Source organism: Stackebrandtia nassauensis DSM 44728 (assembly GCF_000024545.1).
GTDB classification, from domain to species: domain Bacteria; phylum Actinomycetota; class Actinomycetes; order Mycobacteriales; family Micromonosporaceae; genus Stackebrandtia; species Stackebrandtia nassauensis.
This window is the reverse complement of record NC_013947.1, coordinates 1,119,886-1,143,101: the sequence shown is the minus strand read 5'-3', so window position 1 is coordinate 1,143,101 and position 23,216 is coordinate 1,119,886. Positions and strand designations below refer to the sequence as shown.

The 23,216-nt window shown below is 69.4% G+C and carries 22 protein-coding genes; 10 read left to right on the top strand and 12 right to left on the bottom strand.

Annotated elements, in window-relative coordinates:
- Positions 1–105: 105 nt before the first annotated feature.
- Entirely contained in the window at positions 106–1,308 is a 1,203-nt protein-coding gene (locus SNAS_RS05310) for a cytochrome P450 (protein ID WP_013016356.1), read from the top strand.
- Here SNAS_RS05310 and SNAS_RS05305 read toward each other — a convergent pair.
- From SNAS_RS05305 to SNAS_RS05295, 3 genes are all read right to left on the bottom strand, one after another.
- Complete coding sequence (locus SNAS_RS05305) at positions 1,305–2,060, bottom strand: hypothetical protein (RefSeq protein ID WP_013016355.1); 756 nt, start codon at positions 2,058–2,060, stop codon at positions 1,305–1,307. The genes SNAS_RS05310 and SNAS_RS05305 overlap by 4 nt on opposite strands.
- A gap of 84 nt (positions 2,061–2,144) precedes the next feature.
- The gene (locus SNAS_RS05300; RefSeq protein WP_013016354.1) at positions 2,145–2,507 is read right to left on the bottom strand and encodes a hypothetical protein; all 363 of its coding nucleotides are present in this window, start codon (positions 2,505–2,507) and stop codon (positions 2,145–2,147) included.
- A complete protein-coding gene (locus SNAS_RS05295; RefSeq protein WP_244409152.1) occupies positions 2,500–4,605 on the bottom strand; it encodes an SseB family protein in 2,106 nt (701 codons plus the stop codon). The genes SNAS_RS05300 and SNAS_RS05295 overlap by 8 nt, the downstream gene beginning before the upstream one ends.
- A gap of 160 nt (positions 4,606–4,765) precedes the next feature.
- On the opposite strand from SNAS_RS05295, the gene nth reads away from it, so the two are divergent.
- Genes nth through SNAS_RS05275 form a run of 4 tightly spaced genes read left to right on the top strand, consistent with a single transcriptional unit; the run spans position 4,766 to position 7,949 of the window.
- Positions 4,766–5,503 carry an endonuclease III gene (gene nth / locus SNAS_RS05290; RefSeq protein ID WP_013016352.1) on the top strand — a complete coding sequence of 246 codons (738 nt, stop codon included), beginning with the start codon at positions 4,766–4,768 and terminating at the stop codon, positions 5,501–5,503.
- A complete protein-coding gene (locus SNAS_RS32435; RefSeq protein ID WP_013016351.1) occupies positions 5,500–6,063 on the top strand; it encodes a TlpA family protein disulfide reductase in 564 nt (187 codons plus the stop codon). The genes nth and SNAS_RS32435 overlap by 4 nt, the downstream gene beginning before the upstream one ends.
- On the top strand, positions 6,060–6,701 hold the full coding sequence (locus SNAS_RS05280; RefSeq protein ID WP_013016350.1) for an NUDIX hydrolase: 642 nt from the start codon (positions 6,060–6,062) through the stop codon (positions 6,699–6,701). The genes SNAS_RS32435 and SNAS_RS05280 overlap by 4 nt, the downstream gene beginning before the upstream one ends.
- Positions 6,702–6,755: 54 nt before the next feature.
- The gene (locus SNAS_RS05275) at positions 6,756–7,949 is read left to right on the top strand and encodes a MarP family serine protease (RefSeq protein ID WP_013016349.1); all 1,194 of its coding nucleotides are present in this window, start codon (positions 6,756–6,758) and stop codon (positions 7,947–7,949) included.
- On the opposite strand, the gene SNAS_RS05270 is transcribed toward SNAS_RS05275, so the two are convergent.
- The gene (locus SNAS_RS05270; RefSeq protein WP_013016348.1) at positions 7,946–8,413 is read right to left on the bottom strand and encodes a DUF4282 domain-containing protein; all 468 of its coding nucleotides are present in this window, start codon (positions 8,411–8,413) and stop codon (positions 7,946–7,948) included. The genes SNAS_RS05275 and SNAS_RS05270 overlap by 4 nt on opposite strands.
- A 238-nt stretch (positions 8,414–8,651) precedes the next feature.
- On the opposite strand from SNAS_RS05270, the gene SNAS_RS05265 reads away from it, so the two are divergent.
- Entirely contained in the window at positions 8,652–9,329 is a 678-nt protein-coding gene (locus SNAS_RS05265) for a Crp/Fnr family transcriptional regulator (protein ID WP_013016347.1), read from the top strand.
- Between the two features lie 82 nt (positions 9,330–9,411).
- On the opposite strand, the gene SNAS_RS37100 is transcribed toward SNAS_RS05265, so the two are convergent.
- The 5 genes from SNAS_RS37100 to sp36 all read right to left on the bottom strand — a co-directional run bounded on the left by SNAS_RS37100 (position 9,412) and on the right by sp36 (position 16,604).
- On the bottom strand, positions 9,412–11,145 hold the full coding sequence (locus SNAS_RS37100) for a serine/threonine-protein kinase (RefSeq protein WP_013016346.1): 1,734 nt from the start codon (positions 11,143–11,145) through the stop codon (positions 9,412–9,414).
- Positions 11,146–11,263: 118 nt separating this feature from the next.
- Positions 11,264–14,944, bottom strand: coding sequence for an adenylate/guanylate cyclase domain-containing protein (locus SNAS_RS05255; protein ID WP_013016345.1), 3,681 nt, complete (start codon positions 14,942–14,944; stop codon positions 11,264–11,266).
- Positions 14,945–15,107: 163 nt separating this feature from the next.
- The gene (locus SNAS_RS05250; protein ID WP_013016344.1) at positions 15,108–15,875 is read right to left on the bottom strand and encodes an MBL fold metallo-hydrolase; all 768 of its coding nucleotides are present in this window, start codon (positions 15,873–15,875) and stop codon (positions 15,108–15,110) included.
- Positions 15,876–15,990: 115 nt separating this feature from the next.
- Positions 15,991–16,446 carry a RidA family protein gene (locus tag SNAS_RS05245; protein WP_013016343.1) on the bottom strand — a complete coding sequence of 152 codons (456 nt, stop codon included), beginning with the start codon at positions 16,444–16,446 and terminating at the stop codon, positions 15,991–15,993.
- Complete coding sequence (gene sp36 / locus SNAS_RS35645) at positions 16,443–16,604, bottom strand: Sp36 family protein (RefSeq protein WP_086013309.1); 162 nt, start codon at positions 16,602–16,604, stop codon at positions 16,443–16,445. Before sp36 ends, SNAS_RS05245 begins: the two co-directional genes overlap by 4 nt.
- 82 nt (positions 16,605–16,686) lie before the next feature.
- On the opposite strand from sp36, the gene SNAS_RS32425 reads away from it, so the two are divergent.
- From SNAS_RS32425 to bagB, 3 genes are all read left to right on the top strand, one after another.
- Positions 16,687–17,202 (top strand): Rv0361 family membrane protein, encoded by a 516-nt coding sequence (locus SNAS_RS32425; protein ID WP_013016341.1) that lies wholly within the window; start codon positions 16,687–16,689, stop codon positions 17,200–17,202.
- 10 nt (positions 17,203–17,212) lie between these two features.
- Complete coding sequence (bagA, locus tag SNAS_RS05235; RefSeq protein ID WP_013016340.1) at positions 17,213–18,181, top strand: ATPase BagA; 969 nt, start codon at positions 17,213–17,215, stop codon at positions 18,179–18,181.
- Positions 18,182–18,290: 109 nt separating this feature from the next.
- Positions 18,291–19,412: an ArsA family ATPase gene (gene bagB / locus SNAS_RS05230; RefSeq protein ID WP_013016339.1), complete on the top strand. Its 1,122-nt coding sequence runs from the start codon at positions 18,291–18,293 to the stop codon at positions 19,410–19,412.
- Between the two features lie 48 nt (positions 19,413–19,460).
- Here bagB and SNAS_RS05225 read toward each other — a convergent pair whose 3' ends face one another.
- The gene (locus SNAS_RS05225; RefSeq protein WP_013016338.1) at positions 19,461–19,772 is read right to left on the bottom strand and encodes a WhiB family transcriptional regulator; all 312 of its coding nucleotides are present in this window, start codon (positions 19,770–19,772) and stop codon (positions 19,461–19,463) included.
- Between the two features lie 300 nt (positions 19,773–20,072).
- Here SNAS_RS05225 and SNAS_RS05220 point away from each other — a divergent pair, with 300 nt between their 5' ends.
- A complete protein-coding gene (locus SNAS_RS05220) occupies positions 20,073–22,190 on the top strand; it encodes a transglycosylase domain-containing protein (RefSeq protein WP_013016337.1) in 2,118 nt (705 codons plus the stop codon).
- A gap of 10 nt (positions 22,191–22,200) precedes the next feature.
- Here SNAS_RS05220 and SNAS_RS05215 read toward each other — a convergent pair whose 3' ends face one another.
- Both SNAS_RS05215 and SNAS_RS05210 read right to left on the bottom strand, forming a co-directional pair.
- Positions 22,201–22,566 (bottom strand): STAS domain-containing protein, encoded by a 366-nt coding sequence (locus SNAS_RS05215; protein WP_041624561.1) that lies wholly within the window; start codon positions 22,564–22,566, stop codon positions 22,201–22,203.
- Between the two features lie 82 nt (positions 22,567–22,648).
- Positions 22,649–23,215: a response regulator gene (locus tag SNAS_RS05210; RefSeq protein ID WP_013016335.1), complete on the bottom strand. Its 567-nt coding sequence runs from the start codon at positions 23,213–23,215 to the stop codon at positions 22,649–22,651.
- Position 23,216: the final 1 nt, after the last annotated feature.

Genomic DNA, 23,216 nt, shown 5'->3' with positions numbered 1-23,216 from the left:
TGGCTATTACCCTTGTATTTCACCAGAAATAGCAAGCATCTACGTTGACCAGATACGAAACGCAACGTAGCTTTCCTCGTAGGGAAACTCATGGAAGGACGTGTCATGTCCGACTCACCCATCCTCGACAAGGACCTGTTCATCGAGCGCGACCCCGGTCGCCCCTTCGCCCCGGGCACCGGCATCACCCGGCTGGCCGCCGCCGGTCCCGTCACCCGGGTGACGTACGCCGACGGAGCCGACGGCTGGCTGGTCACCGGGCACGCGGCGACCCGGGCGGTGCTGGCGGACCCGCGCTTCAGCGCCCGCGCCGACCTGGTCAACATCTCCGCGTCGGCCGGTCCCGACTACGAACCCCAGCCGACGCCGCCGGGCATGTTCATCCAGAGCGATCCGCCCGAGCACACCCGCTACCGGCACCTGCTGACCGGCGAGTTCACCGTCCGCCGGATGCGGCTGCTCAACGCACTCATCGAGCGCGTCACCGCCGAGCACCTCGACGCGATGGCGGCCGACGGCCCCGGCGCCGATCTGGTGACCGCGTTCGCGTACCCAATCCCCGCGCTGGTCATCAGCGAACTGCTCGGCGTGCGACCCGAGGAACAGCAACAGTTCCAGCATCGGATCACGGCGATGATGTCCGAGACCGATCCCGAGCGACTCCAGGCCGGTTACCTGGCCACGGCGGCGTACATGGGTGAACTGGTCGCCGCCAAACGATCCCACCCCACCGACGACGTGTTCAGCGGCCTTGCCGCCAGTGACGAGCTCAGCGACGAGGAACTGGGCAACATCGGCTTCCTGCTGCTGGGCGCCGGGTTCGAGACCACCGCCAACATGCTGTCGCTGGGCACCCTCTGCCTGCTGCGCCACCCCGAACAGCTGGCCGACTGGCGCGCCGACCCCGGCATGACCGACAACGCCGTCGAGGAACTGCTGCGGTACCTGAGCATCGCTCCGGGGACGATCCGCGCCGCCCTGGAGGACGTCGAACTCGAAGGGCAGCTCATCCGCCAGGGCGAGTCGGTCACGGTCTCGATCACCACCGGCAACCGGGACGCCGCCCGCTTCGACGACCCGGACACGCTGGACCTGCGACGCAAGACCGGCGGACACCTCGCCTTCGGGCACGGCGTCCACCAGTGCCTGGGCCAGCAGCTGGCCCGGGTGGAGATGCGGGTGGCGTTTCCGGCGCTGCTGCACCGGTTCCCGTCGCTGCGGCTGGCGGTCGACCCCGACGACGTGCCGGTGAAGACCGACGGTTCGATCGTCGGTCTGCGGAGCCTGCCGGTCACCTGGGACGACTAGGTGTAGGCCCTGTGGTCCTTCATCTCGGCGTGCCAGTCCTTCGGGAAGGTCGCGTCGATGCGGAAGGCCATGCCCAGTCCCCTGGCGATGAACTGATCCCGCTCCAGGACTTTTTCGAAGTCGTGCTGGTTGTCGTCCCACCAGGTCTCGTGCTGCACGATGCAGGTCTGCTGGCCGAGGTGCCGGTTCTCGCAGGGACGCGGCGGCGACCAGCGCTGCTCGTGCTCGAAGTTCACCACCGCGCCGTTGGCCTCCACGGTGATGGTTCCCTTGGCGCGCAGGCAGTAGCCCTCGGACGGGATCTCCCATTTCGCGTAGCGCTGCCGACCGTCGGTCTCCAGCGGCTTCATGTTCTCGCAGTTCGCGTCGCCGATGGACTCCTCGGTGACCTCCTGCTTGTTGAACCCGTCGTTCTCGTGGTCGTAGTAGCCGGTCATGTGGACCCAGTCGCCGTCCTTCTCGAAGTGCTCGCCGCCCTTCGGCGGCCAGCCGTCCTTCGGGTCGCCCCACTGGATCTCGGAGCCGTCGGCCAGCGGTTTCCAGGCCCACTGGGTGACGACGTCGCCGGTGTCGACGCCGACGACGGAACCGGCGTGCTTCTGATTCATGAGCGAGTAGTCGGCGTAGGTCTCGGCCGCCTCGGCCTCGGGTTTTGGCTTCGGGTCGGCGTCCTCGGCGAGGGCGTAGACCGGCACGGCCGCCACCACGGCGGTGGCGACGGCGATGGTCAGCAACGTGTGGCCGCGCTTCATGGGCTCTCCTTGGGTAATCGATTACCCAGGCTAGGGGCGGCCAAGCGGCCGAGAATCACCAATTCAGGCCAACCGGCGCGAGCGTCAGACCCGCACTTCGCGGACGTCCTCGGCCTCGCCGCGCGGCACCCAGATCTGGTACACGCCGACGTCGTAGGTCTCCAGCCCCAGGTGCCGGGCCACTTCGGCGTTGCCGCCGCAGTACTCGAGCCGCAGCCAGGCCCCGAACTCGCCCAGCACGATGAACGGTTCGCCGCGCCAGGTGCACAGCGTCCGGACGTAGTGGAAGTCCTCGATCTCGTTGATGAGCACGCCGCGCCTGAACCGGCCGTCGGCGACCTCGACGAAGCCGTCGCCGGGTTGCGGCGAGTACAGCCGGACGTGGGCCCCGTCCGGGCTGGCGTCGTAGTCGATGCCGCGCCAGCGGGCCACGTATCCGTCACGCATGCTGCTGCTCCTGCCTGAAGTCGCCAGCCGGGCTGATGTCCCAGGACGAGGCCGCCGCCTCGATGTCCGCGCGGATCCATTCCCGGCGGTCGGAGTCGTACACGGCGATGTCCTCGCTGCGGCCGTCGGCGCTGACGCGGGTCATGGTGGCGCCGTGCGGAAGCCGCACACTGTCCACCTTGTACTCCACGATCCGGCGGCCCTCGACGCTGGGCGCGTAGCCGTCGCCGGAGAACGGCGGCGGTTCCACGATCCAGCCGCCGTTGCGTTCGGCGGTGGCGGGATCGTTGCCGCCGTAGGCGATCCGGTACAGGTCGCCGCGGTGCCCGACCCAGCGGATCACGTGCACCGACTCGTCGGTCGGCGAGAAGTCGACGCCGTCGCGCAGCAGGCCCAGTGCGTTGTAGAGCTGCTCGGGTGTGTTGAGGTCGGCGACCTCGTTGTAGCGGTGCACGAAGCCCGCCACCCGGTCGTAGCCGCGTTCCAGGGTCATCGCGACCTGCTGGTGCGGCAGCACCTTCTGCATCAGCTCCGGAGCCGTCGGGGCCGGGGTGGCCGCCGCGGGCTCGGGGGCCTGGGCCTGCGGTGGCGGCGGGGCCTGCGTCTGCGCCGAGCCGTGGTTGGACGCCGGACTGCGGGGCGCGCCCAGCGCGTCCATGTCCAGCGCGGGCTGCAACAGACCCTGGGTGCGGGCCCAGGTCACCAGGGTGGTCACCTGCGGGCCCGGTACGTTCGCGCCCACCTCGGTGGACGGGTTGACGTACAGCGAGTACTCCAGGCCCGGCCACTGCGCCGTCAGACGGCCGAAGGTGGTGTTGATGTGGGGACGGTCGCCGTAGCGGGCGATCAGCCGCGACAGCGACGTGAACGCGGTGATCGTGTAGGCGCCGTCGATGAGGTCGGTGTGCCAGCGGAACTCCGGGTCACCGGGACGCGCGGACGGCGGGCAGTCCTCGGCGACCGGCAGGTACGCCCAGGCGCGCAGCAGCACGCTCAGGTAGGCCTTGGTGTCGCCGGTGGACGCGGCCAGCGCCAGCTCGTCCTCCACGGCGTCCTCGCTGGGCCACTCCGGCAGCGCGGTCGACACCGGGACCGGCAGCCGCGAGGCGGCCGAGTAGCCGTCGGAGGCGGGCTGCTGGGTCTGCTGGGCCTGCCAGGCGGGTTCCTCGGGCCTCGGCGCCGGTTCCCAGGCGGGCTGCTCGGGTTCGGGCTGCTGGCCGAAGCCGGAGTCCATGGGCTCGCGGCGCGGCATCGCCGAGCTCATCGGCGAGTCGTAGGTACCCGAGGGCGGGTCCTGGACGGGCGGCGCTTCGGCGGGCGGATACGAGTCGCGCTGCGGCAGTCCGGAGTTGAAGGCCTCGGAGGGCTGGCCGTAGGCGTCGCGCTGCGGCAGCCCCGCGTCGTAGGGGTCGGCGGGCTGCTGCGAGAACGGTTCGGGCGCGGGACTGGCGGCGGCCGGTTCCCGGCGCGGCAGTCCCCCGGGTCCGGCACTCGGGGCGGACGGAGCCGTCTCGCCGTAGCGCGGTCCGGGGTCGGGCGGCGGGGCCTGCTGGAACGGCGAGGCCTCGAACTGCCCGAACTGGGGTGGCGGCGGGGCCGCCTCGAACTGGCCGAACTGCGACGGCGGCGCGGACTGCGGGTAGTCGGTGCGCGGCGGCGGATAGTCGTTGGCCGCGTACATCGGCGGCTGCGAGTGCGGGGCCTGGTCGTCGGGCAGATGGGTGTCGCCGCTGGCGACCTGCCGCACGAACCAGGCGGGCAGATATCCCTCGATGGGGGTACCCGGGTCGACGGCCAGCCACCAGTCGCTGTCGGGCCACGCGTCGGCCAGCGCGGTGAAGCTGACGGTGCGGAAGGCACCGGCGTGCGCGTGCAGGCACGCGCGCATGGCCTCGGGCGATGTGAAGACCAGCACGTGTGTGCGGTCCTCGGTCGCCCAAGTGGCCCAGCTCCCGGTTCCGTTGGAACTGGGAGACGTATCCTCGGCGAACGGCAGCAGCAAGTCTGTGCGGGCCAGCAGCCGGAAGTATTCTTCCTGGTTACCGGCTCGCAGCGCCTCACGCATATGCTGTTCGATGTCGTTGGCCGGCACCCACATCGACGTCACGCTCTCTCCTGGCAGTGCGGTCTCCCACACGGTTTCAACCTCGACACCGTAACGCGAACTCGTCTCTGACGCATAGGCGGATCGGAGTAGATAACAGTATGGATAAACCTGGCCACCCGGCGCAAGGCCTGGGCCGAACTACTCTGTATTCGTGACCGCCGCCGAAACTCCCCTGGGCCGCAAGCGCCGGGCGCGCCGGATGGCGCGCATGCTGGCCGAACTGCACCCCGACGCGCACTGTGAGCTCGATTACGCCGATCCGTTCCAGTTGGCGGTCGCCACGATCCTGTCGGCCCAGTGCACCGACGTGCGCGTCAACCTCACCACCCCGGCGCTGTTCGCCCGATACCCGGACCCGGCCGCCATGGCCGCCGCCGACCGCGGCGAACTGGAGGAGCTGATCCGGCCCACCGGCTTCTTCCGCAACAAGACCAACTCGCTGTTGGGCCTGTCGGCGGCGCTGCTGTCCGACCACGGCGGCGAGGTGCCCGGCACGATGGCCGAACTGGTGAAACTGCCCGGTATCGGACGCAAGACCGCCAACGTCATCCTCGGCAACGCCTTCGGTGTTCCGGGCATCACCGTCGACACCCACCTGGCCCGGCTGGTGCACCGCTTCGGCTGGACCACGGCCACCGACCCGGTCAAGATCGAACACGCCGTCGGCGAGTTGATCCCCAAGAACGACTGGACGATGTTCTCGCACCGGATCATCTTTCACGGCCGTCGGGTGTGCTTCGCCCGCAAACCGGCGTGCGGCGCCTGCGGGCTGGCGAAGCTGTGCCCCAGCTACGGCAGCGGGCCGGTCGACCCCGACGCGGCCGCGAAACTCCTGAAGGGACCCCGGGTGGCCGAGCTGGCCGCCGCCGCGGAGCGTGTCAACACATGAGACTTCGCACCCTGCTCCTCGGATTCACCGTGGCGGCGTTGACCGCCTCGTGCTCGTCCGGCGGCCAGACCGCCGACGCGTCGCAGGACGTCGACTGGGACGTCCCCTGCGACGAGTCCGACATCGGCACGGCCGCCGAGGACTTCAAGGACTTCACTTTGGAGTGTCTGTCCAACGGCAAGGACCACGCGCTGGGCGTACTCGACGAGCGCCCCACGGTGATCACGCTGTGGGCCACCTGGTGCGGGCCCTGCCGCAAGGAGGCCCCGGAGTTCAGGAAGTTCCACGAGGAGTACGGCGACCAGGTGAACCTCATCGGTGTGGACACACAGGACGATCGTTCGTCAGGGCTGGCCTTCGCCGCCGACGCGGGCTGGCGGTTCCCGTCGGTCAGCGACCCCAAGGGCTCGGTCATGCGCGCCCGGGGCATCACCGCGCTGCCCGCGACCTTCCTCATCGACGAAAAGGGAACGACCGTCGCGACCTACAACGACCCCGGCCTGACCTTCGAGAAGCTGGAGAAGGCGGCACTGAAGCACTTCGAGGTGGAGCGGTCATGACCACACCCCGCCCCCTCACCGACGTCGAGCTGCCCGACTGGTGGCACCCGCTCGCGGAGAAGGCCGCCAGCGTCGACGGCCGCGACATCACCCGCTACCTGCCCACCGAGGGCCAGGGCCGACCCGCGGGCATCCTCATCCTGCTGGGCGCCGACGAGAACGGCCCCAACGTCATCCTCACCCAGCGCGCCGCGACCCTGCGGCAGCACGCCGGACAGCCCAGCTTCCCCGGCGGCGTCGCCGACCCCGAGGACGCCTCGATCGTCGACACCGCGCTGCGCGAGGCCAACGAGGAGATCGGCCTGGACCCCGACTCGGTCACCGTCGTGACGACCCTGCCGGAACTGTGGCTCAACGTCACCGACCACCGGGTCACCCCGGTACTGGCGTGGTGGCACGCGCCGCACCCGATCGCGGTGGTCGACCCCGCCGAGGTCGCCTCGATCTCGAAACTGCCGGTCCGCGACCTCGTCGACCCCGCCAACCGGGTGCGCTACCGGCACTCCTCGGGCTACGTGGGACCGGCCTTCGAGATCGACGGCATGCTCGTGTGGGGCTTCACCGCGGGCGTGCTGTCGGCGGTCCTGCGGCTCGCGGGCTGGGAACGACCCTGGGAGCCGGGCCGGTTGACGACGTAGGCTAGCTTCGCGAAACTTACAGCTCCACAACCCCCTATGTGAGGCGGAGGCGACGTGCAGGGCGGCATTCTGGTTGACATCGTCATCGTGCTGCTCGCGTTGTTGTTCGCGATCAACGGTTACCGGCAGGGGTTCATCATCGGGGCGCTCGGCTTCGCCGGGTTCTTCGGCGGCGCGCTGATCGGCGTCCAGATCGCCCCGCTGCTGGTGGAGGTCTCCGAGGCTCCCGCCGCCCGGGTCCTGATCGCGCTGCTGGTCGTGTTCGGCATCGCGATGCTGGGCCAGTGGGGTGGATCCGCGCTGGGGGTGCGGCTGCGCAAGCGGGTCAAGAACGACAACGCCAAACGCTTCGACGAGTTCGGCGGCGCCCTGGTGTCGATGGTGGCGGTGCTGCTGGTGGCCTGGGTGGTCGCCGCGCCGCTGGCCTCGTCCGGGATGCCGGGCCTCGCCGCGGCGGTGCGCAACAGCGCGATCGTGCGCACCATCGACGAGAACATGCCCGGCCCGGCGCAGAACGTCTACAACGCGCTGCGCTCGGCGGTCAACACCAACGGTTTCCCGGAGGTGTTCTCCGGACTCGACCCCAGCGATTCGCCCCCTGTGGACCCACCAGATCCCGAACTGGCCAACTCGAAGGTGGTCCGCGACGCCGAGGCGTCGGTGCTGCGGGTGTCGGGCGACGCGCCGCAGTGCGACCGGCACATCGAGGGATCGAGCTTCGTCTACGACGCCGACCGGGATCTGGTGCTGACCAACGCACACGTGGTGGCGGGCACCGAGTCGGTGAGCGTCGCCGGCGCCGACGGCGACGTCGAGGCGCGGGTGGTGGTCTTCGACGACCGGCGCGACCTGGCGGTGCTGTACGCGCCCGGCCTCAACGCCCCGGAACTGGACACCCTGGACGAGGCCGCCGAGTCCGGCGCCGACACCATTGTGCTGGGTTACCCGCAGGGCGGTCCCTACACCGCCACCGCCTCCCGGGTCCGGGAACACCGCGAGGTCACCGGCCCCGACATCTACGACTCCGGCGAGGTCACCCGCGAGGTGTACTCGCTGCGGTCCCAGGTGCGCAGCGGCAACTCCGGCGGTCCGCTGATCTCGGCCGACGGCGACGTCTACGGCGTCATCTTCGCCGCCGCCGTCGACGACCCCGACACCGGTTACGCCGTCACGATGGACGAGGCCCGGCCGATCATGGAGGAAGGCCAGACCACCACCGAATCGGTGAGCACCAAGGGTTGTACCTAGACGGTGCGGTCCGACTTCTCCCGCATGGCCTTGACGTCCTCGCCGATCCGGAAGAAGTTCGACACCAGTTCCAGGCCCATGCGCACCAGCAGCAGGTACACGAAACCGAAGATGGGCACCAGGATCAGCTGCACCAGACCCAGGAACGCGTCGAACTCGGCGATCGTGATGACCGCCGAGATCAGCCCGAAGACCACGCCGATGCCCAACACCACCAGGGCGACGACGTAGTAGATCTGGATGACCTGCGGCGTGACGAAGCTGCGGAAACTGAAGTCGAACAGCGAGGCGAAGAAGTTCTTGCCGGTGCCGCCGATCGGCTGCGACTGATAGGCACCGGTGGGCGGCGGGTAGTGACTCGGGTCGGGCTGTTGCTGGTAGTGGCCGCTGGGTTGCTCGGTATGCCCCTGCGGGTAACCACCCTGCTGCTCCGGCTGCTGCTGTGGGTCTTGCGGATACGTCATATTCCCGCCCTAACCGCTCGCCATCCTGTGTCTCCTGACACGTCGGTGTCAGGGGCCCACATTGTTTCATGAACGCCTGTATACCCACTTGTCAACGCACATAATGTTTTACGTGAACAGGCCCTATGGGAGCGTCCACACGTGACCTGACGAATGTTCACGGGCCCGCTCCCAAAATCGCCCAGATGGGCATACACTCACTTCTGCGCGCGGTGCGCTTATAGGGAGGTGTACAGGGATGGATGAGACACTGGCTCGCGCCGGACTGTTCCAGGGCGTCGACCCCGAGGCGGTCGAGGCGCTGTCCAAGGCGCTCGAATACGTCGACGTCAAGAAGGGCAACACGATCTTCACCGAGAGCGAACCCGGTGACAGTCTCTACATCGTGCTGTCCGGAAAGGTCAAACTGGGCCGTCGCTCCGCCGACGGACGCCAGAACCTGATCGCGGTGATGGGACCGTCCGACATGCTCGGTGAGTTGTCCCTTTTCGACCCCGGACCCCGGACGGCGACGGCTACCGCGCTGACCGATCTGAAACTGGCCAAGCTCGGCAAGGGCGCGCTGCGCCCCTGGCTCACCGACCGGCCCGAGATCGCCGAACAACTGCTGCGGGTCATCGCGCGCCGGTTGCGGCGCACCAATGACGCGCTGGCGGACCTGATCTTCACCGACGTACCCGGCCGGGTCGCCAAGTCGCTGCTGCAGATGGCCAGCCGCTTCGGCACCCGCGACGGCGGCGTCCTGCGCGTCACCCACGACCTGACCCAGGAGGAACTGGCCCAGCTGGTCGGTGCCTCCCGCGAGACCGTCAACAAGGCACTGGCCGACTTCGCCGGTCGCGGCTGGCTGCGGCTGGACGGCAAGAGCGTCATCATCCTGGACCCCGAGCGCCTGGCGCGCCGGGCCCGGGTCTGACGGACCCCGGCGACGGCGGGCTAACTCCAAGCGCACAGCGTGGCCCGGATGCACAGGCATCCGGGCCTTAACGCGTGTCCGGCTATTCGCTGAATGCGCTGCCGGTGGTGGGTTTGCCGTCCTTGGGTTGCACGACACAGTAGAAGGTCGTGGAACCGGCGTCGAAGTCCTTCTTCGTCGGCGGCAGCACCTTCGAGTCCCATTTGGACGCACCGACGCCCTTGATGCTCGTCAACGGACCCTTGGAACCCTCGTTGAGGCAGGTGTCCTTGACGATCTTCTGCTCCGAGACCGCAGCGATGGTGGGGGTCTCGACGTCCTTGGGCAGTTCGCCCTTGGCGTAGGCCTCCCACTGGTGTTCCTTCTTGCAGCTGATCTCCTCGGCCGCCGCGAAGTCCTTGGAGTCGTTGAGAGCGCCGTTGAAGCACAGCGCCGGTTCGACGCAGCTGAGGTTGAACTTCTCGACGTCGCAGTTGACCGCGTCGGCGGTGGTGTCGTCGCCGGAGGACTCCTCACCGCCGGTGAAGGCCCACACCGCGAACACGGCCCCGGCCACGATGATGGTCACGGCGATCGCGCCCACCAGGATCAGCTGGCCGATGCCCGAGGTCTCCTTGCCGCCGCGCGCCGCGATCCGGCGTTCCCGGCGGGTGGACAGTTCGAGTTCCTTGCCGCGCGAGGCGGGCACCGGCAGGTTGTTCGGCGGTCCCGGCGGGCCGGGCGGGCCCTGCGGTCCGGCGGGCGGTTTGCGGTCGATGCCCCAGGCGGGCCGGGGCCGGGGGCCCGGACTGGGGGGCGGCATCGGGCTCGGGCTCGGGCTCGGCGTGGGGCTGGGGCTGGGCCGCCGGTCCTGGATCGCCTCGACGTTGGCCGTCACCGGTTCGGTCCACTCCGGGCGGCGCGGCGCCGGCGGCGCGGCGAGAGCCGGATGCACTGGCGCGGTACGGGTGGCGACCGGGATGGCGGCGGTGGCCGCCGCGATCGGGACGCTGTCGAGCATGTCCCGGAACTGCATCGCCGAGGGACGGCCCTCGGGGTTGTTGGTCATCGCGGCCCGCAGCATGCCCAACAGCGTCTGCGAGACCCCGGGGACGTCGCCGATCGGTTCGGTGAACAGCCCGATGACGTCGTCGATGGTGAAGTCGCGGTCGTCGGCGGGGAACCGGGGCGGACGGCCGCTCAGCAGCGCGTACAGCGTCGCCGCCAGCGAGTACACGTCGCCGGGCTCGCCGGAGGGCCGCAGGTGGAAGGTCTCCAGCGGCGCGTAGGCGGGGGTCATGGCGGCGCGCACCACCGGCTGTCCGACCCGCGAGTCCATCAGCGAAGCCACTCCGAAGTCGGCGAGTACCGGGTTCCCCGAACGGTCGATGAGCAGATTCGCCGGTTTGATGTCGCGGTGCAGCACCCGGTGCTCGTGCGCCTCGGCGAGCGCGTCGGCGATCCGGACCCCGATGCGCTGCACCTCCTCGGGTGTCAGCGCGCCGTCCTTGGCGAGCTTGTCCGCGTACGAACCCTGGCACAGCTCGGTGACCATGTACGGGTGGCCCTGCGAGGTGAACCCGGCGATGTAGGTGTCGATGATGCCCGGATGCTCCGACAGTCTGCCGACCGCGCGGGCCTCCTGTTGGAAGCGGCGGCGCTCATCGCTGTCGGGCGCCAGTACCCGGTTGTCGATCTTCAGCGCGACCTCACGGCCCGCCGAGATCTGGAAGGCGCCGTAGACGGTGGCGTGGGCGCCTCTCGCGATCACCGAGACCTCAGCGAGGTCCGGAAAATCGGTCTCCGAGGGCCAGGTCTGCCCATGTGGTGCCATCATGCTCACGCTCGCTAAGTTAGAGCACGGCCGCGAGGCCCGTGTATACCGTTTGGCCGAAAACCATCAACCGTCTGGACCATTTTCGGACACGAACCGTTGGGTTGTCACTCGCCGTCCCCTACGTGGAGACCGCGAGCGTCGTCTCGGAGCTGCCCTGCGAGGCGCCAGTCTCGTCGATCACTTGCCGGACAAGCCTTTCAGAGTTGGCATCCTCGCCCGGCGCGTCCTGGGCCCGCAGGGCCCAGTGCCGCGCCTCCTCGGCACGACCGGCCCGCCACAGCAATTGCGCGTACCGGGCCACGGCGCGCCGCCGCGAATACAGTAGCGCTGGATCGTCGGCGTGGGCGGCGATCTCGGCCAACCAACGCAACGCGCCGTCCGTGTCGCCCTGTGCGGCCCGGGATTCGGCCAGCAGCGCCAGCGGGCCCACCTTCACCGGTTCCAGGACGTCGTGGGGCCGCGCCAGCGACAGCGACTCCCGGGCGCAGGCCTCGGCGGCGGCGAAGTCGCCCAGGCCCAGCAGGCAGTAGCCGCGCAGCACCCGGGCCATGCCGGTCAGCAGCGGGTGCGCGGCCTTGGTCGCGTACAGCTCGGCCTCGTCGACGAGTTCCATGGCGTGTTCGAGCTCGCCCAGGTCGCGGGCGATCGCGCCGCGCACCACGAGCGTGAAGCCCCGGCCCCAGTCGTCGGCGATCCGGTCGAACTCGCGAAACGCCTTGCGCGCCAAGGTGTCGGCCTCGGCCAGCTCGCCCAGGTCGGCGGCGGCGTAGGCGCTGATGCCGCGCAGCAGGCCCACGGCCCAGGCGTCGCCGACCTTCTCGCCAAATGGTCGGAACGCCTCGGCCAGCCGCTGCGCCTCGCGCAGCCGCCCGGCCAACAGGCGCGTGAACGCGGCCGAGGAGCGCACCCAGGCGCGGCCCAGCCGGTCCTTCTGCAGCGCGAACAGCCGCAGTGCCCGGCCCAGGGCGTCGTCGGCGGCGGTGAAGTCGCCGACGCTGGTCAGCACCCACGCGAGGTGCTGCAACGCCCACGCCTGCGCCCGCCGGTCGCCGCCCTCGGTGGCGACCCGCAGCGCGGTGGTGAACCGTTCCTCGGCGCGCCGCATCCGGCCGCCGAGGTAGTCGAACATGCCCAGGCGGCACAGCGCGTCGCACTGCTCGGTGCTCAGCCCGGCCGAGCGCGCGACGGTGAACGCCCGCGACCAGACCCGGGCGGCCTTGTCGGGCTCCCCCTCGGCCCGGTACGCCCGTCCGGCGACCAGCAGCGTGCGGGCGGCCTCGACGGGGAACTTGACCGCGGTGTCGGACTGCCCGGTCGGGTCGCCGCCCTCGGCGACCGACAGCTGGGCGGCGGCCCTGGCTTCCGCGGACGGCTGCCCGACGGCATCGGCCAGCGAGCGTTCGGTGCCGAGCGAGCCGGACCGCGCGGCCTCGGCCAGCGGGCGGTCGGCCGCTTCGGCGGACGGCTGCCCGACGGCTTGGGCCTCGGCGGCGGCCAGCGAGCGCTCGGCGGCGGTCGTGTCGGCGGTCGCGGCCCCGACGTCGGCCAGCGGGCCGGTCAGGGCCGCGACGGGGTCGTCGCAGGGGATGGCGTCCAGCGGGACCGCCAGGCCCACCTGGGTGGCCACGTCGGTGAGGGCGTCGAGGGTGTCGTCGGTGCGGCCCAGCCGCAACAGCGCCCGCGCGCGCACCAGCTGGTCGGCGGGCGACAGCGGTTTCAGGTCGGCCGACTGCTCCAGCAGCGACAGCGCGTTCTCGGGTTCGGCGGCGTCCATGGCCCGTCCCGCGGCCCGGCCGCAGGCCGCGACGCCGATGTCGACGACGTCGGGACTGGCCGACAGCGTCATGGCCTGGGACAGCGCCACCGAGCGGCGCGCGTGGGTGATGGCGAACTGGTCGGCCTGTCCGCCGTCCAGGGCCGTGGTCTCCGAGGCCCAGCGGGCCAGTCGGGCGTGGCGACCGGCCAGGTCGGCCTTGCCGAGACCCGCGTAGGCCGCCTCGCGCATCAGCGGGGTGACGAAACGGTAGCCGCCGTGGGTGCGGCGGCGCAGCATCCGCCGCGACAGCAACGCCTCCAGCGCCTTGTCCAGGTCGCCGGTGGTCTCGGAGTCGAGCACCTCCAGCGCGGCGGCCGGGATGACGTCACCGATGACCGAGGCCTCACGCAGCAGCTGCCGGGACTCCGGCGGCAGCGCGTCGATGCGGGCGGTCAGGACCTTGGCCAGATCCGCCGACAGCAGCCTGCCGGTCAGCGAACCGGGCGCCAGCTCCCAGACGCCGTTGTGCTCGGTGAGCATGCCGTGCTCGGTCAGCAGCGTGACCAGTTCCGACAGGTAGTACGGGTTGCCCTGGGCCGTGGCCAAAAGCCGCGACTCGTCCTCGGGATCGACCTTGCCGTTGTCGCAGAACGCCGACAGCAGCCGGGCCGCGTCGGAACCGCGCAGCGGGGTCAGCGTGTACGCCTCGGCCTCGGAAACCCGGGTCAGCACGCCGGCGGTGCGCACCAGGCTGGGGCGGCCGAACATGATCACCAGGATCGGGCCGGACAGCGCCGCGACGGTGGCGCCCAGGAAGTCCAGCGCCTGGACGGTGGCGGCGTGCAGGTCGTCGAGGATCAGGACCAGTGGCGTCTCGCGGGCCAGCAGGTTGAACAGGTCGGCGGCGGCCGCCGAGATCGCGTCGGAGCCGGGGGCGGTCTCCTCGGCCCCGGGGCGGCCCTGGGTGCGCGGTGCCGGGCCGTAGCCGAGCACCGCCAGCAGCAGGTCCACGTTGAGGACGCAGGAGTCGTGGTGGTCGGAGGCGTTGTGCCGTTCGACGATCTTGCGCAGCTGCCGTTCGGCGGTGGCGCGGTCGTCGCCGATGGAAAGACCGATGGCCTTGCGGATCAGGTCGGCCAGCGGGCCCAGCCGGTAGCCCTGGCCGTAGGCGGCGGCCCGCACGGACAGCACCCGGGCACCCCGGGAGGTGGCCAGCCGCGCCGACTCCAGCGCCATCCGGGTCTTGCCGATGCCGGGTTCGCCGGTCATGACCAGCGAGATCGGTTCGCCTCGGTTGATGGCGGCGTCCAGGCGTCCGGCGACCCGGCCCATCTCGGGGGCCCGGCCCACGAACGGGGCCCGGTCGCCCAGACCGGCCCGGATGCCGGGTTCGTCGTGCAGGCCCAGCAGTTCGTAGACCTCGACGGGGTCGCGCTTTCCCTTCAGCCGCACCGGGTTGAGGTGCCGCCAGGCGGCGACGTGCTTGGTGGCGCGGACGGTCTCGACGCTGGCGTACACGGTGCCGACCTCGGCGACGTCGGCCAGCCGGGCGGCGGTGTTGACGGTGTCGCCCACGACGGTGTACTCCACCGAGGCCTGGACGCCCGCGACCACCAGTCCGGTGCGCAGACCGACGCGCAGGCCCATCGGGACGCCGCCGCCGGACTCGGTCTTGAGGAGTTTGCGCACCGCGCGCCGCATCCGCTGCGCGGCCCGCACGGCGCGTTCGGCGTCGTCGTCGTGCGCGACGGGGGCGCCGAAGACCGCCATCAGGCCGTCGCCGGTGAGCTTGTCGACGTGGCCGCCGTACTCGGTGACGGCTTGGGCGCACTCGGCCAGCACCCGGTCGGTGACGGCGCCGACGCGCTCGGGGTCCTGCCCCTCCGACCAGGCGGTGAAGTCGGACAGGTCGCAGAACAGCACCGTGACGACCCGCCGCTCGGTGACCGGAAGTGAGGCCACGGGTGACAGCGGGCCCCCGCAGTTGTGGCAGTAACGCGCGCCGGGGACAACGGCGGCGATACCGCAGAAGGGACAGCTCACTAACCCACCTCGCTGCGCTCGGTGGGGCCGTTCGTCAAGCTGCTGTGCCTTCTGGCTCGCTCGCTTCGCTCGCTCACAACGCCCACCTCGCTGCGCTCGGTGGCCGCGTTCGCGGGGCTGCTCTGCTTCCTGGCTCGCTCGCTTCGCTCGCTCACGATACGACCTAACTTCCGCCGGGCCGAATATGTTCCGCGTCACGTTCTTCCAGATAAGCCAGCTGGGCCCGGACGGTGGCCTCGGCGGCAGGCCACAGCGACTTGTCGACGTCGGCGTAGACGACCTCGACCACCTCGCGGGGGCTGGCGGCACCGGCGGCCAACGCGGCGCGCACCTGGTCCAGCCGGGCCTGCCGGTGGGTCTCGTATTCGGTGGCGGCGGCAGCGGCGTCGCGGCGCACCGGGCCGTGCCCGGGAAGCACCGGGATCGGGCCCAGCCCGCGCAGCCGCTTGAGGCTGTCCAGGTAGTGGCCCAGGTTGCCGTCCGGCCACAGCACCGCGGTGGAGCCGTGGCCCAGGATCGTGTCGCCGGTGAAGACCGCCGGGCTGGCGCCGCCGACGTGGAACGAGACCGAGTCGGCGGTGTGCCCGGGGGTGGCGATCGTGGTGATGGTCAGGTCGCCGTGGACGAGCCGCTGTCCGGGCCCCGGGTTGACGACCCCGGCGCCGGTCAATTCACGGAATCGTTCGAGTCCCTCGGCGTGGTCGGGGTGGTGGTGGGTAAGCAGCACACCACGGATCGGTCCGGACGCGGCCACGGCGGCGAGGTGTTCCTCGATGGCCGGACCGGGGTCGACGACGAGCGCGTCGTGCCCGGCGTTCGCGGCGATCAACCAGGTGTTCGTCCCGTCCAAGGTCATTGGACCGGGGTTGGGGGCACGAAAGAGGCTCACCCACGGCGGTGAGCCGGTGTCCAAACCCGTAATGCCAGTCACGTGAGCGAGAGTACTTCGCCGGGCTGACAAATGGCTGAGGGTTTTCGCCGTTGTGAGCCTTCTCGTGCTACTGCAACCGGCAGCCGCCGGTAAGCGATCAGGTGCCGATGGCCGCTTAGGAAACCTCGGCGATCATGTCCACCTCGACGGGCGCGCCCATCGGCAGCGAGGACACCCCGACGGCGGCGCGGGCGTGCCGCCCGGCCTCGCCGAAGACCTCGCCCAGCAGTTCGCTGGCGCCGTTGATGACCTTCGGGTGGTCGGTGTAGACGTCGGAGGCGGCCACGTAACCGGTGACCTTGACGATCCGGACCACCGCGTTGAGGCCGACGAGCGCGTCGATGGCGGCCAGGCCGTTGAGGGCGCAGATGCGCGCCAGCTCCTGGGCCCGTTCGAGTTCGAGCGTGTCCACCGGCCCGACCTCGGGCAGCTTGCCGTCCACCATGGGCACCTGGCCGGAGACGTAGACGTGGGCGCCGGAACGGATCGCGGGCTGGTAGGCCGCGACCGGCGGCACCACGGGCGGCAGGGTCAGGCCGAGCTCGGTCAGCCGGGCGAGGTGATCGCTCACGCCTGCTCCTTGGGACGCTTCAGGTAGGCGACGGTGTTCTCGGCGTTGGGGCCGGGCACCACGGCCACCAGCTCCCAGCCGTCCTCACCCCAGGTGTCGAGGATCTGCTTGGTGGCGTGCACCAGAAGCGGCACCGTCGCGTACTCCCATTTCTGCATGCAGTGGAGCATAGGACCCCGCGGCCACAACCTGAGGGCGGGTTGGGCCGTTAACCCCATCGAGAGAAGGAACCCAGGTGCCATGTCGAACAACACCGAGCCCCATGCCGAGGCGGGTCCTCCCGCCGACGAGACCGACGAGAACACCAATCCGCCGGCCCGCACCAAGCTGGTCGCCGCCACCATCCTCGCCGTCGCCGCCCTGTTCGGGGGCGCGGTCGTGTTCGGTGGCCTGTGGCTGACCGGCCAGTGGGACGGCCCCTCGGCCGACGATCCGGCCGAGTCCGTCGACGGTTTCCTGACCGCCCTGTTCACCGAGCACGACGCGAAGGACGCCGCGTCGTACACCTGCGCCTCGCAGTCGGGTGACCTGGGCAAGGTCGTGGACGAACTCGACGACGCCGCGGCCGCCGCCCAGTTCTCCTGGTCGAAGGTCACGACCGTCGAGACCGACGGATCCAGTGCCGTTGTGACGGCGAAAGTCACACATGACGTCTCCGGTGAGTCTGCAGTGTGGACTTTCGCACTGGTCACCGGTGACCCCGACGACGCCTGGCGGGTCTGCGGCGTGATCACGGACGACAAATCCAAGTCGTAGAGTGAGGTCCATGCCGCCCGAACCCGCAGCCGAGCGCCGGACGAGTCCCCATGTCCACGTCGTGACCGGCAAGGGCGGGGTCGGGAAGACGACCGTCGCCGCCGCCCTGGCCATGGCGCTGGCGCCGCCGGGCGGCCGCACGCTGCTGGTCGAGGTGGAGGGCCGCCAGTCGATCGCGCCGCTGTTCGACACGGCACCGCTGCCCTACGCGGAGCGGCACGTGGCCACGGCTCCCGGCGGCGGCGAGGTGTTCGCGCTGGCCGTCGACGCCGAGGACGCGCTGTACGACTATCTGTCCATGTTCTACAAACTGGGTCGGGCGGGCCGGGCGCTGCGCAAGATCGGAGCCATCGACTTCGCCACCACGATCGCGCCGGGGCTGCGCGACATCCTGTTGACCGGCAAGGTCAAGGAGGCCGCGACCCGTACCGACCGGGGCCGCCGGGTCTACGACGCGGTGGTGCTGGACGCGCCGCCGACCGGACGGATCTCGCGGTTCCTCAACGTCACCGTCGAGGCCTCGAAGCTGGCGAAGGTGGGGCCGATCCGCAATCACAGCGACGGCGTCGCGAAACTGCTGCACTCGCCGAAGAAGACCGCCGTGCACGTGGTGACCCGGCTGGAGGAGATGCCGGTTCAGGAGACCCTCGACGCGGTCGCCGAGCTGACGGCGCTGAAGCTGCCGGTCGGGCACATCCTGGTCAACGCGGTCAGTCCGCCGCTGCTGCAGGGCGTGCGGGTCACCAAGGCGGGCCTGAAACGCGATCTGGTCACGGCGGGGCTGCCACACGACGCGGGCACCGTCGACGGGCTGGTCGCCGAGGCCCGCGACCACCAGCGGCGGTTGGCAGTGCAGTCGGAGCTGCGCGGCGAGCTGACCGCGCTGGACCACCCGGTGGTGGAGCTGCCGTTGCAGGCCGACGGCATCGACCTGTCGGGCCTGTACACCCTCGCCGAGCTGTTGAGGAGTGAAACGTGAGCGAGCGCAGCGAGCGAACCAGAAAGCAGAGCATGGCCCTGAGCGCGTACGCCGAGCGCGATGGCTGCGTAGAGCGCCATCGTCTTTCGAGTTTTGAGGCGGCAGCGTGATGGAACCACCGGAGCTTGACGCCGACGCGTTGATCGCCAATCCGGACACCAAGGTCGTGGTGTGCTGCGGGTCCGGCGGCGTCGGCAAGACCACCACGGCGGCGGCGCTGGCGCTGCGGGCCGCGGAGGTGCACGGCCGTCAGACGGTGGTGCTGACGATCGACCCGGCCCGCCGGTTGGCGCAGTCGCTGGGGTTGGCGGAGTTGGACAACACGCCGCGCAAGGTCGAGAAGGTCACCGGCGGCGGCCTGGACGCGATGATGCTCGACATGAAGCGCACCTTCGACGAGGTGGTGCTGGCGCACACGACGCCCGAGCAGGCGGCCGAGATCTTCGGCAATCCCTTCTACCAGGCCATGAGCGGCACCTTCGCCGGTACGCAGGAGTACATGGCGATGGAGAAGCTGGCGCAGTTGCGGGCCAAGGACCAGTGGGATCTCATCGTCGTGGACACTCCCCCGTCGCGTTCGGCGCTGGACTTCCTGGACGCACCCGCCCGGCTGGCCCGGTTCCTGGACGGCCGGATGCTGCGGATCCTGACCGCGTCCTCGCGCGGCGGCCACAGTGTCTTCTCGCTGATGACCTCGTCGATGTCGTTCTTCACCCGGACCATCAACAAGATCCTGGGCGGCCGGATGCTCACCGACATCGCCACCTTCGCGGCCTCGCTGGACTCGACCTTCGGGGGTTTCCGCACCCGGGCCGAGGCCACCTACCGGGCGTTGCAGGATCCGCAGACGGCGTTCCTGGTGGTCGCGGCGTGTGAACCGGACGCGATCCGGGAGGCGATCTACTTCACCCGGCGGCTCACCGAGGAGCGGATGCCGTTGGCGGGCCTGGTCCTCAACCGTTCGCACGCGGTGACCGCGGAAGGGCTGTCGGCGGAGCGGGCGCTGGGGGCCGCCGAGGGGCTGGAGGCGGACGGGGTGGACTCCGCGACCGCCGACACGCTGCGGGTTCACGCCCGTCTGGTGACCACAGTGGCCACCGAGACCCGGATCGCGGCCCGCTACACCACCGCCTGCCCGTCGGTGCCGCGCACCCGGGTGCCCGCGTTCCCCGCCGACGTCCACGACCTGGACGACCTGCGCGCCGTCGGCACCGCGATGACCAACACGTAGTACGGGCGCGCACCGGAAAGCCGAGGCGCGCCCGTAATCTCCTGCCGGTCAGCCGGTCGGTTCTAGCACCCGGCCGATACGGTCGGCCGCTTCCTTCTCCAGTGCCGCCTCGAAGACCTTGCGCCAGCTGGTCACGTCCGGGTGCTTGCGCAGCAGCGCGCGCCGCTCGCGCTCGGTCATGCCTCCCCAGACCCCGAACTCCACCTGATTGTCCAGCGCGTCGGCGAGGCACTCCATCCTCACGCGACAGCCCTTGCAGACCTTCTTGGCGACGTTCTGCTCGGCGCCCTGTACGAACAGCGCGTCGGGGTCCCCCTCCCGACATGCTGCCGCGGACGTCCAATCCACCATCATCGTCATACTTGCCAACCCCCTGTTGTCCCTTTCTGTACTGGTGACTCGATGTCGACGCTCGCCTGCCTCGCTAGGCGTCGACACCGGACAGTGCACGCTTCGTCACTATATGTCTACTTGCCGTCACTGGCAAGCCCCAAACACCCACATTCACCTGGTCGTTTTCCCTGCTTATACCCGGTGGGGTTCTTCCTCAATCCGCACAGGAAAAGCGCACGCGAACACATAGCGTTATCGACGTACGCTGATGGAGTGCAGTGGTTGAACCGGGACAGAAGCATTTCGTCAAACGTGTCGGCTTTGTTGATGTGTGGCCTCTTCGCCGGGGTGGTGGTCGCCGCCTCGGCATTTCCCTCTCTCGCGGTCGTGGGTTTGACCGCCAAGGCAAGTTCCGACGGCTTCGAAGGGTTGCCTACCGAATTGCAGGACCCTCCGGCGCCGCAGACGAGCTGGCTGTACGCCAATGACGGGGAAACCTTGATCACTTCCTTTTACGACGAGAGCCGTAAAGAGGTCGACCTCGACGACATCGCACCTGTGATGCAGAAGGCGATAATCGCCGCCGAAGACAACCGCTTCTATGAACACAACGGCGTAGACCTGGTTGGGGTTATTCGTGCGGGCGTGGCAAATCAGGGCGGCGGCGAGGTTTCCCAGGGCGCATCGACTCTGACCATGCAATACGTCCGACAGGCTCTGACGTACAACGCGAAAACTAATCAGGATGTGTTGGAGGCCACCGAAGACACGCCGCAACGCAAACTCCGCGAGATGCGCTACGCCGCCGCGGTGGAGAAGCAGTACTCCAAGAAGGAGATCCTCGAGCGGTACCTGAACCTGGTGTTCCTCGGGAACCAGTCGTACGGGGTCTACGCGGCCTCCCAGGCGTACTTCAGCAAGGATCCGTCGGAGCTGGAGCTCCAAGAGGCGGCGATGCTGGCCGCGCTGCCCAAGGCGCCGGGCACCATCGACCCGTCGCTGGGCGAGAAGGAGAACAAGAAGGCCAAGGAGCGCCGCAACTACGTGCTGGACCGGATGGTCAAGACCAAGGCCATCAGCAAGAAGCAGGCCGACAAGGCCAAGAAGACCGACCTGGACCTCAAGCCGAGCAACCAGCCCTCGGACTGCACCGCGGTGCCGCAGGACCGCAAGGACTGGGGTTTCTTCTGTGACTTCTTCAAGGACTGGTGGATGAACAACCCCCAGTTCGGGTCCACCAAGGACGAACGCCTGAACAACCTCAAGACCGGCGGCTACGTCATCAAGACCACGCTGGACCCGGATCTGCAGGAGAAGGCGCAGAAGGAGGTCACCAAGCGCCAGAAGAAGGACTCGTCCTGGGCGCTGGGCGACGTGACCCTGGATCCCAAGACCGGCAGTGTCAAGTCGATGGCGATCAACCGCGACTTCAGTCTCGACATCTCCAAGAACGGCCCCAACTCGGGCGGTTCGGGCAAGGGCACCTATCCGGCCACGACGGTGCCGTTGCTGTCGGGCGGTTCGGGCAAGGCGGGCGCCGGTTTCCAGGCCGGTTCGACGTTCAAGATGTTCACGATGCTGGCCGCCCTCAAACAGGGCAAGTCGCTGAAGACGACCTACGACAATCCCAAGGGCGACTATCCGTCCAAGATCTACGGGGTCGGCTACAACCCGACGGAGTCCTCGTGCGGCAAACGCAACGCCGACGGCCAGTACGCCTGGTGTCCCGGCAACGACAATCCCAAGTGGATGGCGGGCAAGGCCGACATGTACCGGGGCTTCGGACGCTCGGTCAACACCTATTTCGTCCAGCTGTTGGAGGACGTGGGTGCCGAGAACGCCGTGGACATGGCCAAGTCGCTGGGAATCGACCTGCGCGGCAAGGGCGACCAGGAGAACGACGAGAACCCCCGCAAGAAGCACCTGTGGGGTTCCTTCACCCTGGGGGTGTCCGACACGACGGTGATGGACGTCGCCGAGGCGTACGGGACAGTGGCCAACGACGGCATCCACTGCGATCCACTGCCGGTGAAATCGATGACGGACTCCAAGGGCAACAAGGTCGACGCCAAACCCGAGTGCGAGAGGGTGATCTCATCCGACGTGGCCCGGGCCGCCGCCGACGCCGCCAGGTGTCCGGTCGGCGACCAGGCCCAGTCAGGCAAGTGCCAGGACGGCACCTTCCGCGACGGACACAAGATCGTCGGCCGTCCCATGGCGGGCAAGACCGGTACCACGCAGAGCAACCAGGCGTCCTGGTTCGTCGGCATGACCCCCAACATCGTGTCGGCCGGGTTCATCGCCGACCCGGACGTCCGCTCCAAGTCGCTGCCGCAGAGTTACCACAATCTGCCGCACGAGGCGGTGTCACACACGATGAAGGCGGCCCTGGAGGGCGAGCCGGTCGAGAACTTCAAGAAACCCACCGGCAAGCTGGTGGGTTAGCCCCAGACGGTTACGACGTGGCGGCGTCGCCGGTGCCATCGGCATCGGCGGCGTCGTCGTTTTGAATCGTGAAGGCCTGGTGCAGTCCGGTGACGTGCAGCAGCCGGTCCAGGAAGTCGGTCAGCTCGGCCAGCACCAGCACGCTGCGGGAGCGGGTGGCGGCGCGGTTGAGCACCACGAGCGTGCCGAGGCCCTGGGAATCGCAGAAGGTGACACCGGACATGTCGAGTTCCACCCGCACCGGGTTGGATTCCAGCGCTCCCTCCACCGCCGCCGTCAGGCGCGGTGCGGTGCCGATGTCGATCTCACCGGCCAACGTCACGACGGCCTTATCCGCTTCGTGACGCACCGAAATCTCTAGCTCCGGGCGTGTCACACCGCCAAGAGTAACGGACGGACGTTCGCAACGATTTCACCCCGGTGCCGGTTGCGATGTTGTGGGATTCTTCTCCCGGCCGCTACCCGTCGACCTCGGCCTGGGCCAGCGTCTTCAGGGCCTTGGCCACGTTCTCCGGTGGCCGGTCGCCGTTGCCCTCACGCAGGGTGCGGGCGGCGTCCTCGATGATCGAACGCAGCCGGTCCCGCTCGGTCTCCGCGATCCGCAGCCGGGCGGCCTCGGCCTTGAGCTTCTCCTTGCGGTCCCACAGGTCCACGAAAACCCCCACCTTGGCGCGCAGCGCCCACGGGTCGAAGGGTTTGGTGATGTAGTCGACCGCTCCGGCGGCGTAGCCGCGGAAGGCCATGTGGGAGTCGCGGTCGGCGGCGGTCAGGAAGATGATCGGGGTGTGCCGGGTGCGTTCGCGCTGTTTGATGTGGCGGGCGGTCTCGAAGCCGTCCATGCCCGGCATCTGGGCGTCCAGCAGGATCACCGCGAACTCGCCGGTGAGCAACTTCTTCAGCGCGCCCTCACCCGAGGTCACCGCCTCGGTGGACACCGCCAGTCCCTGGAGAATGGCCTGCAGGGCCGTCAGATTCTCCCGGCGGTCGTCCACCATGAGGATTCTCGCCTGCCGCGCCACGGCCATC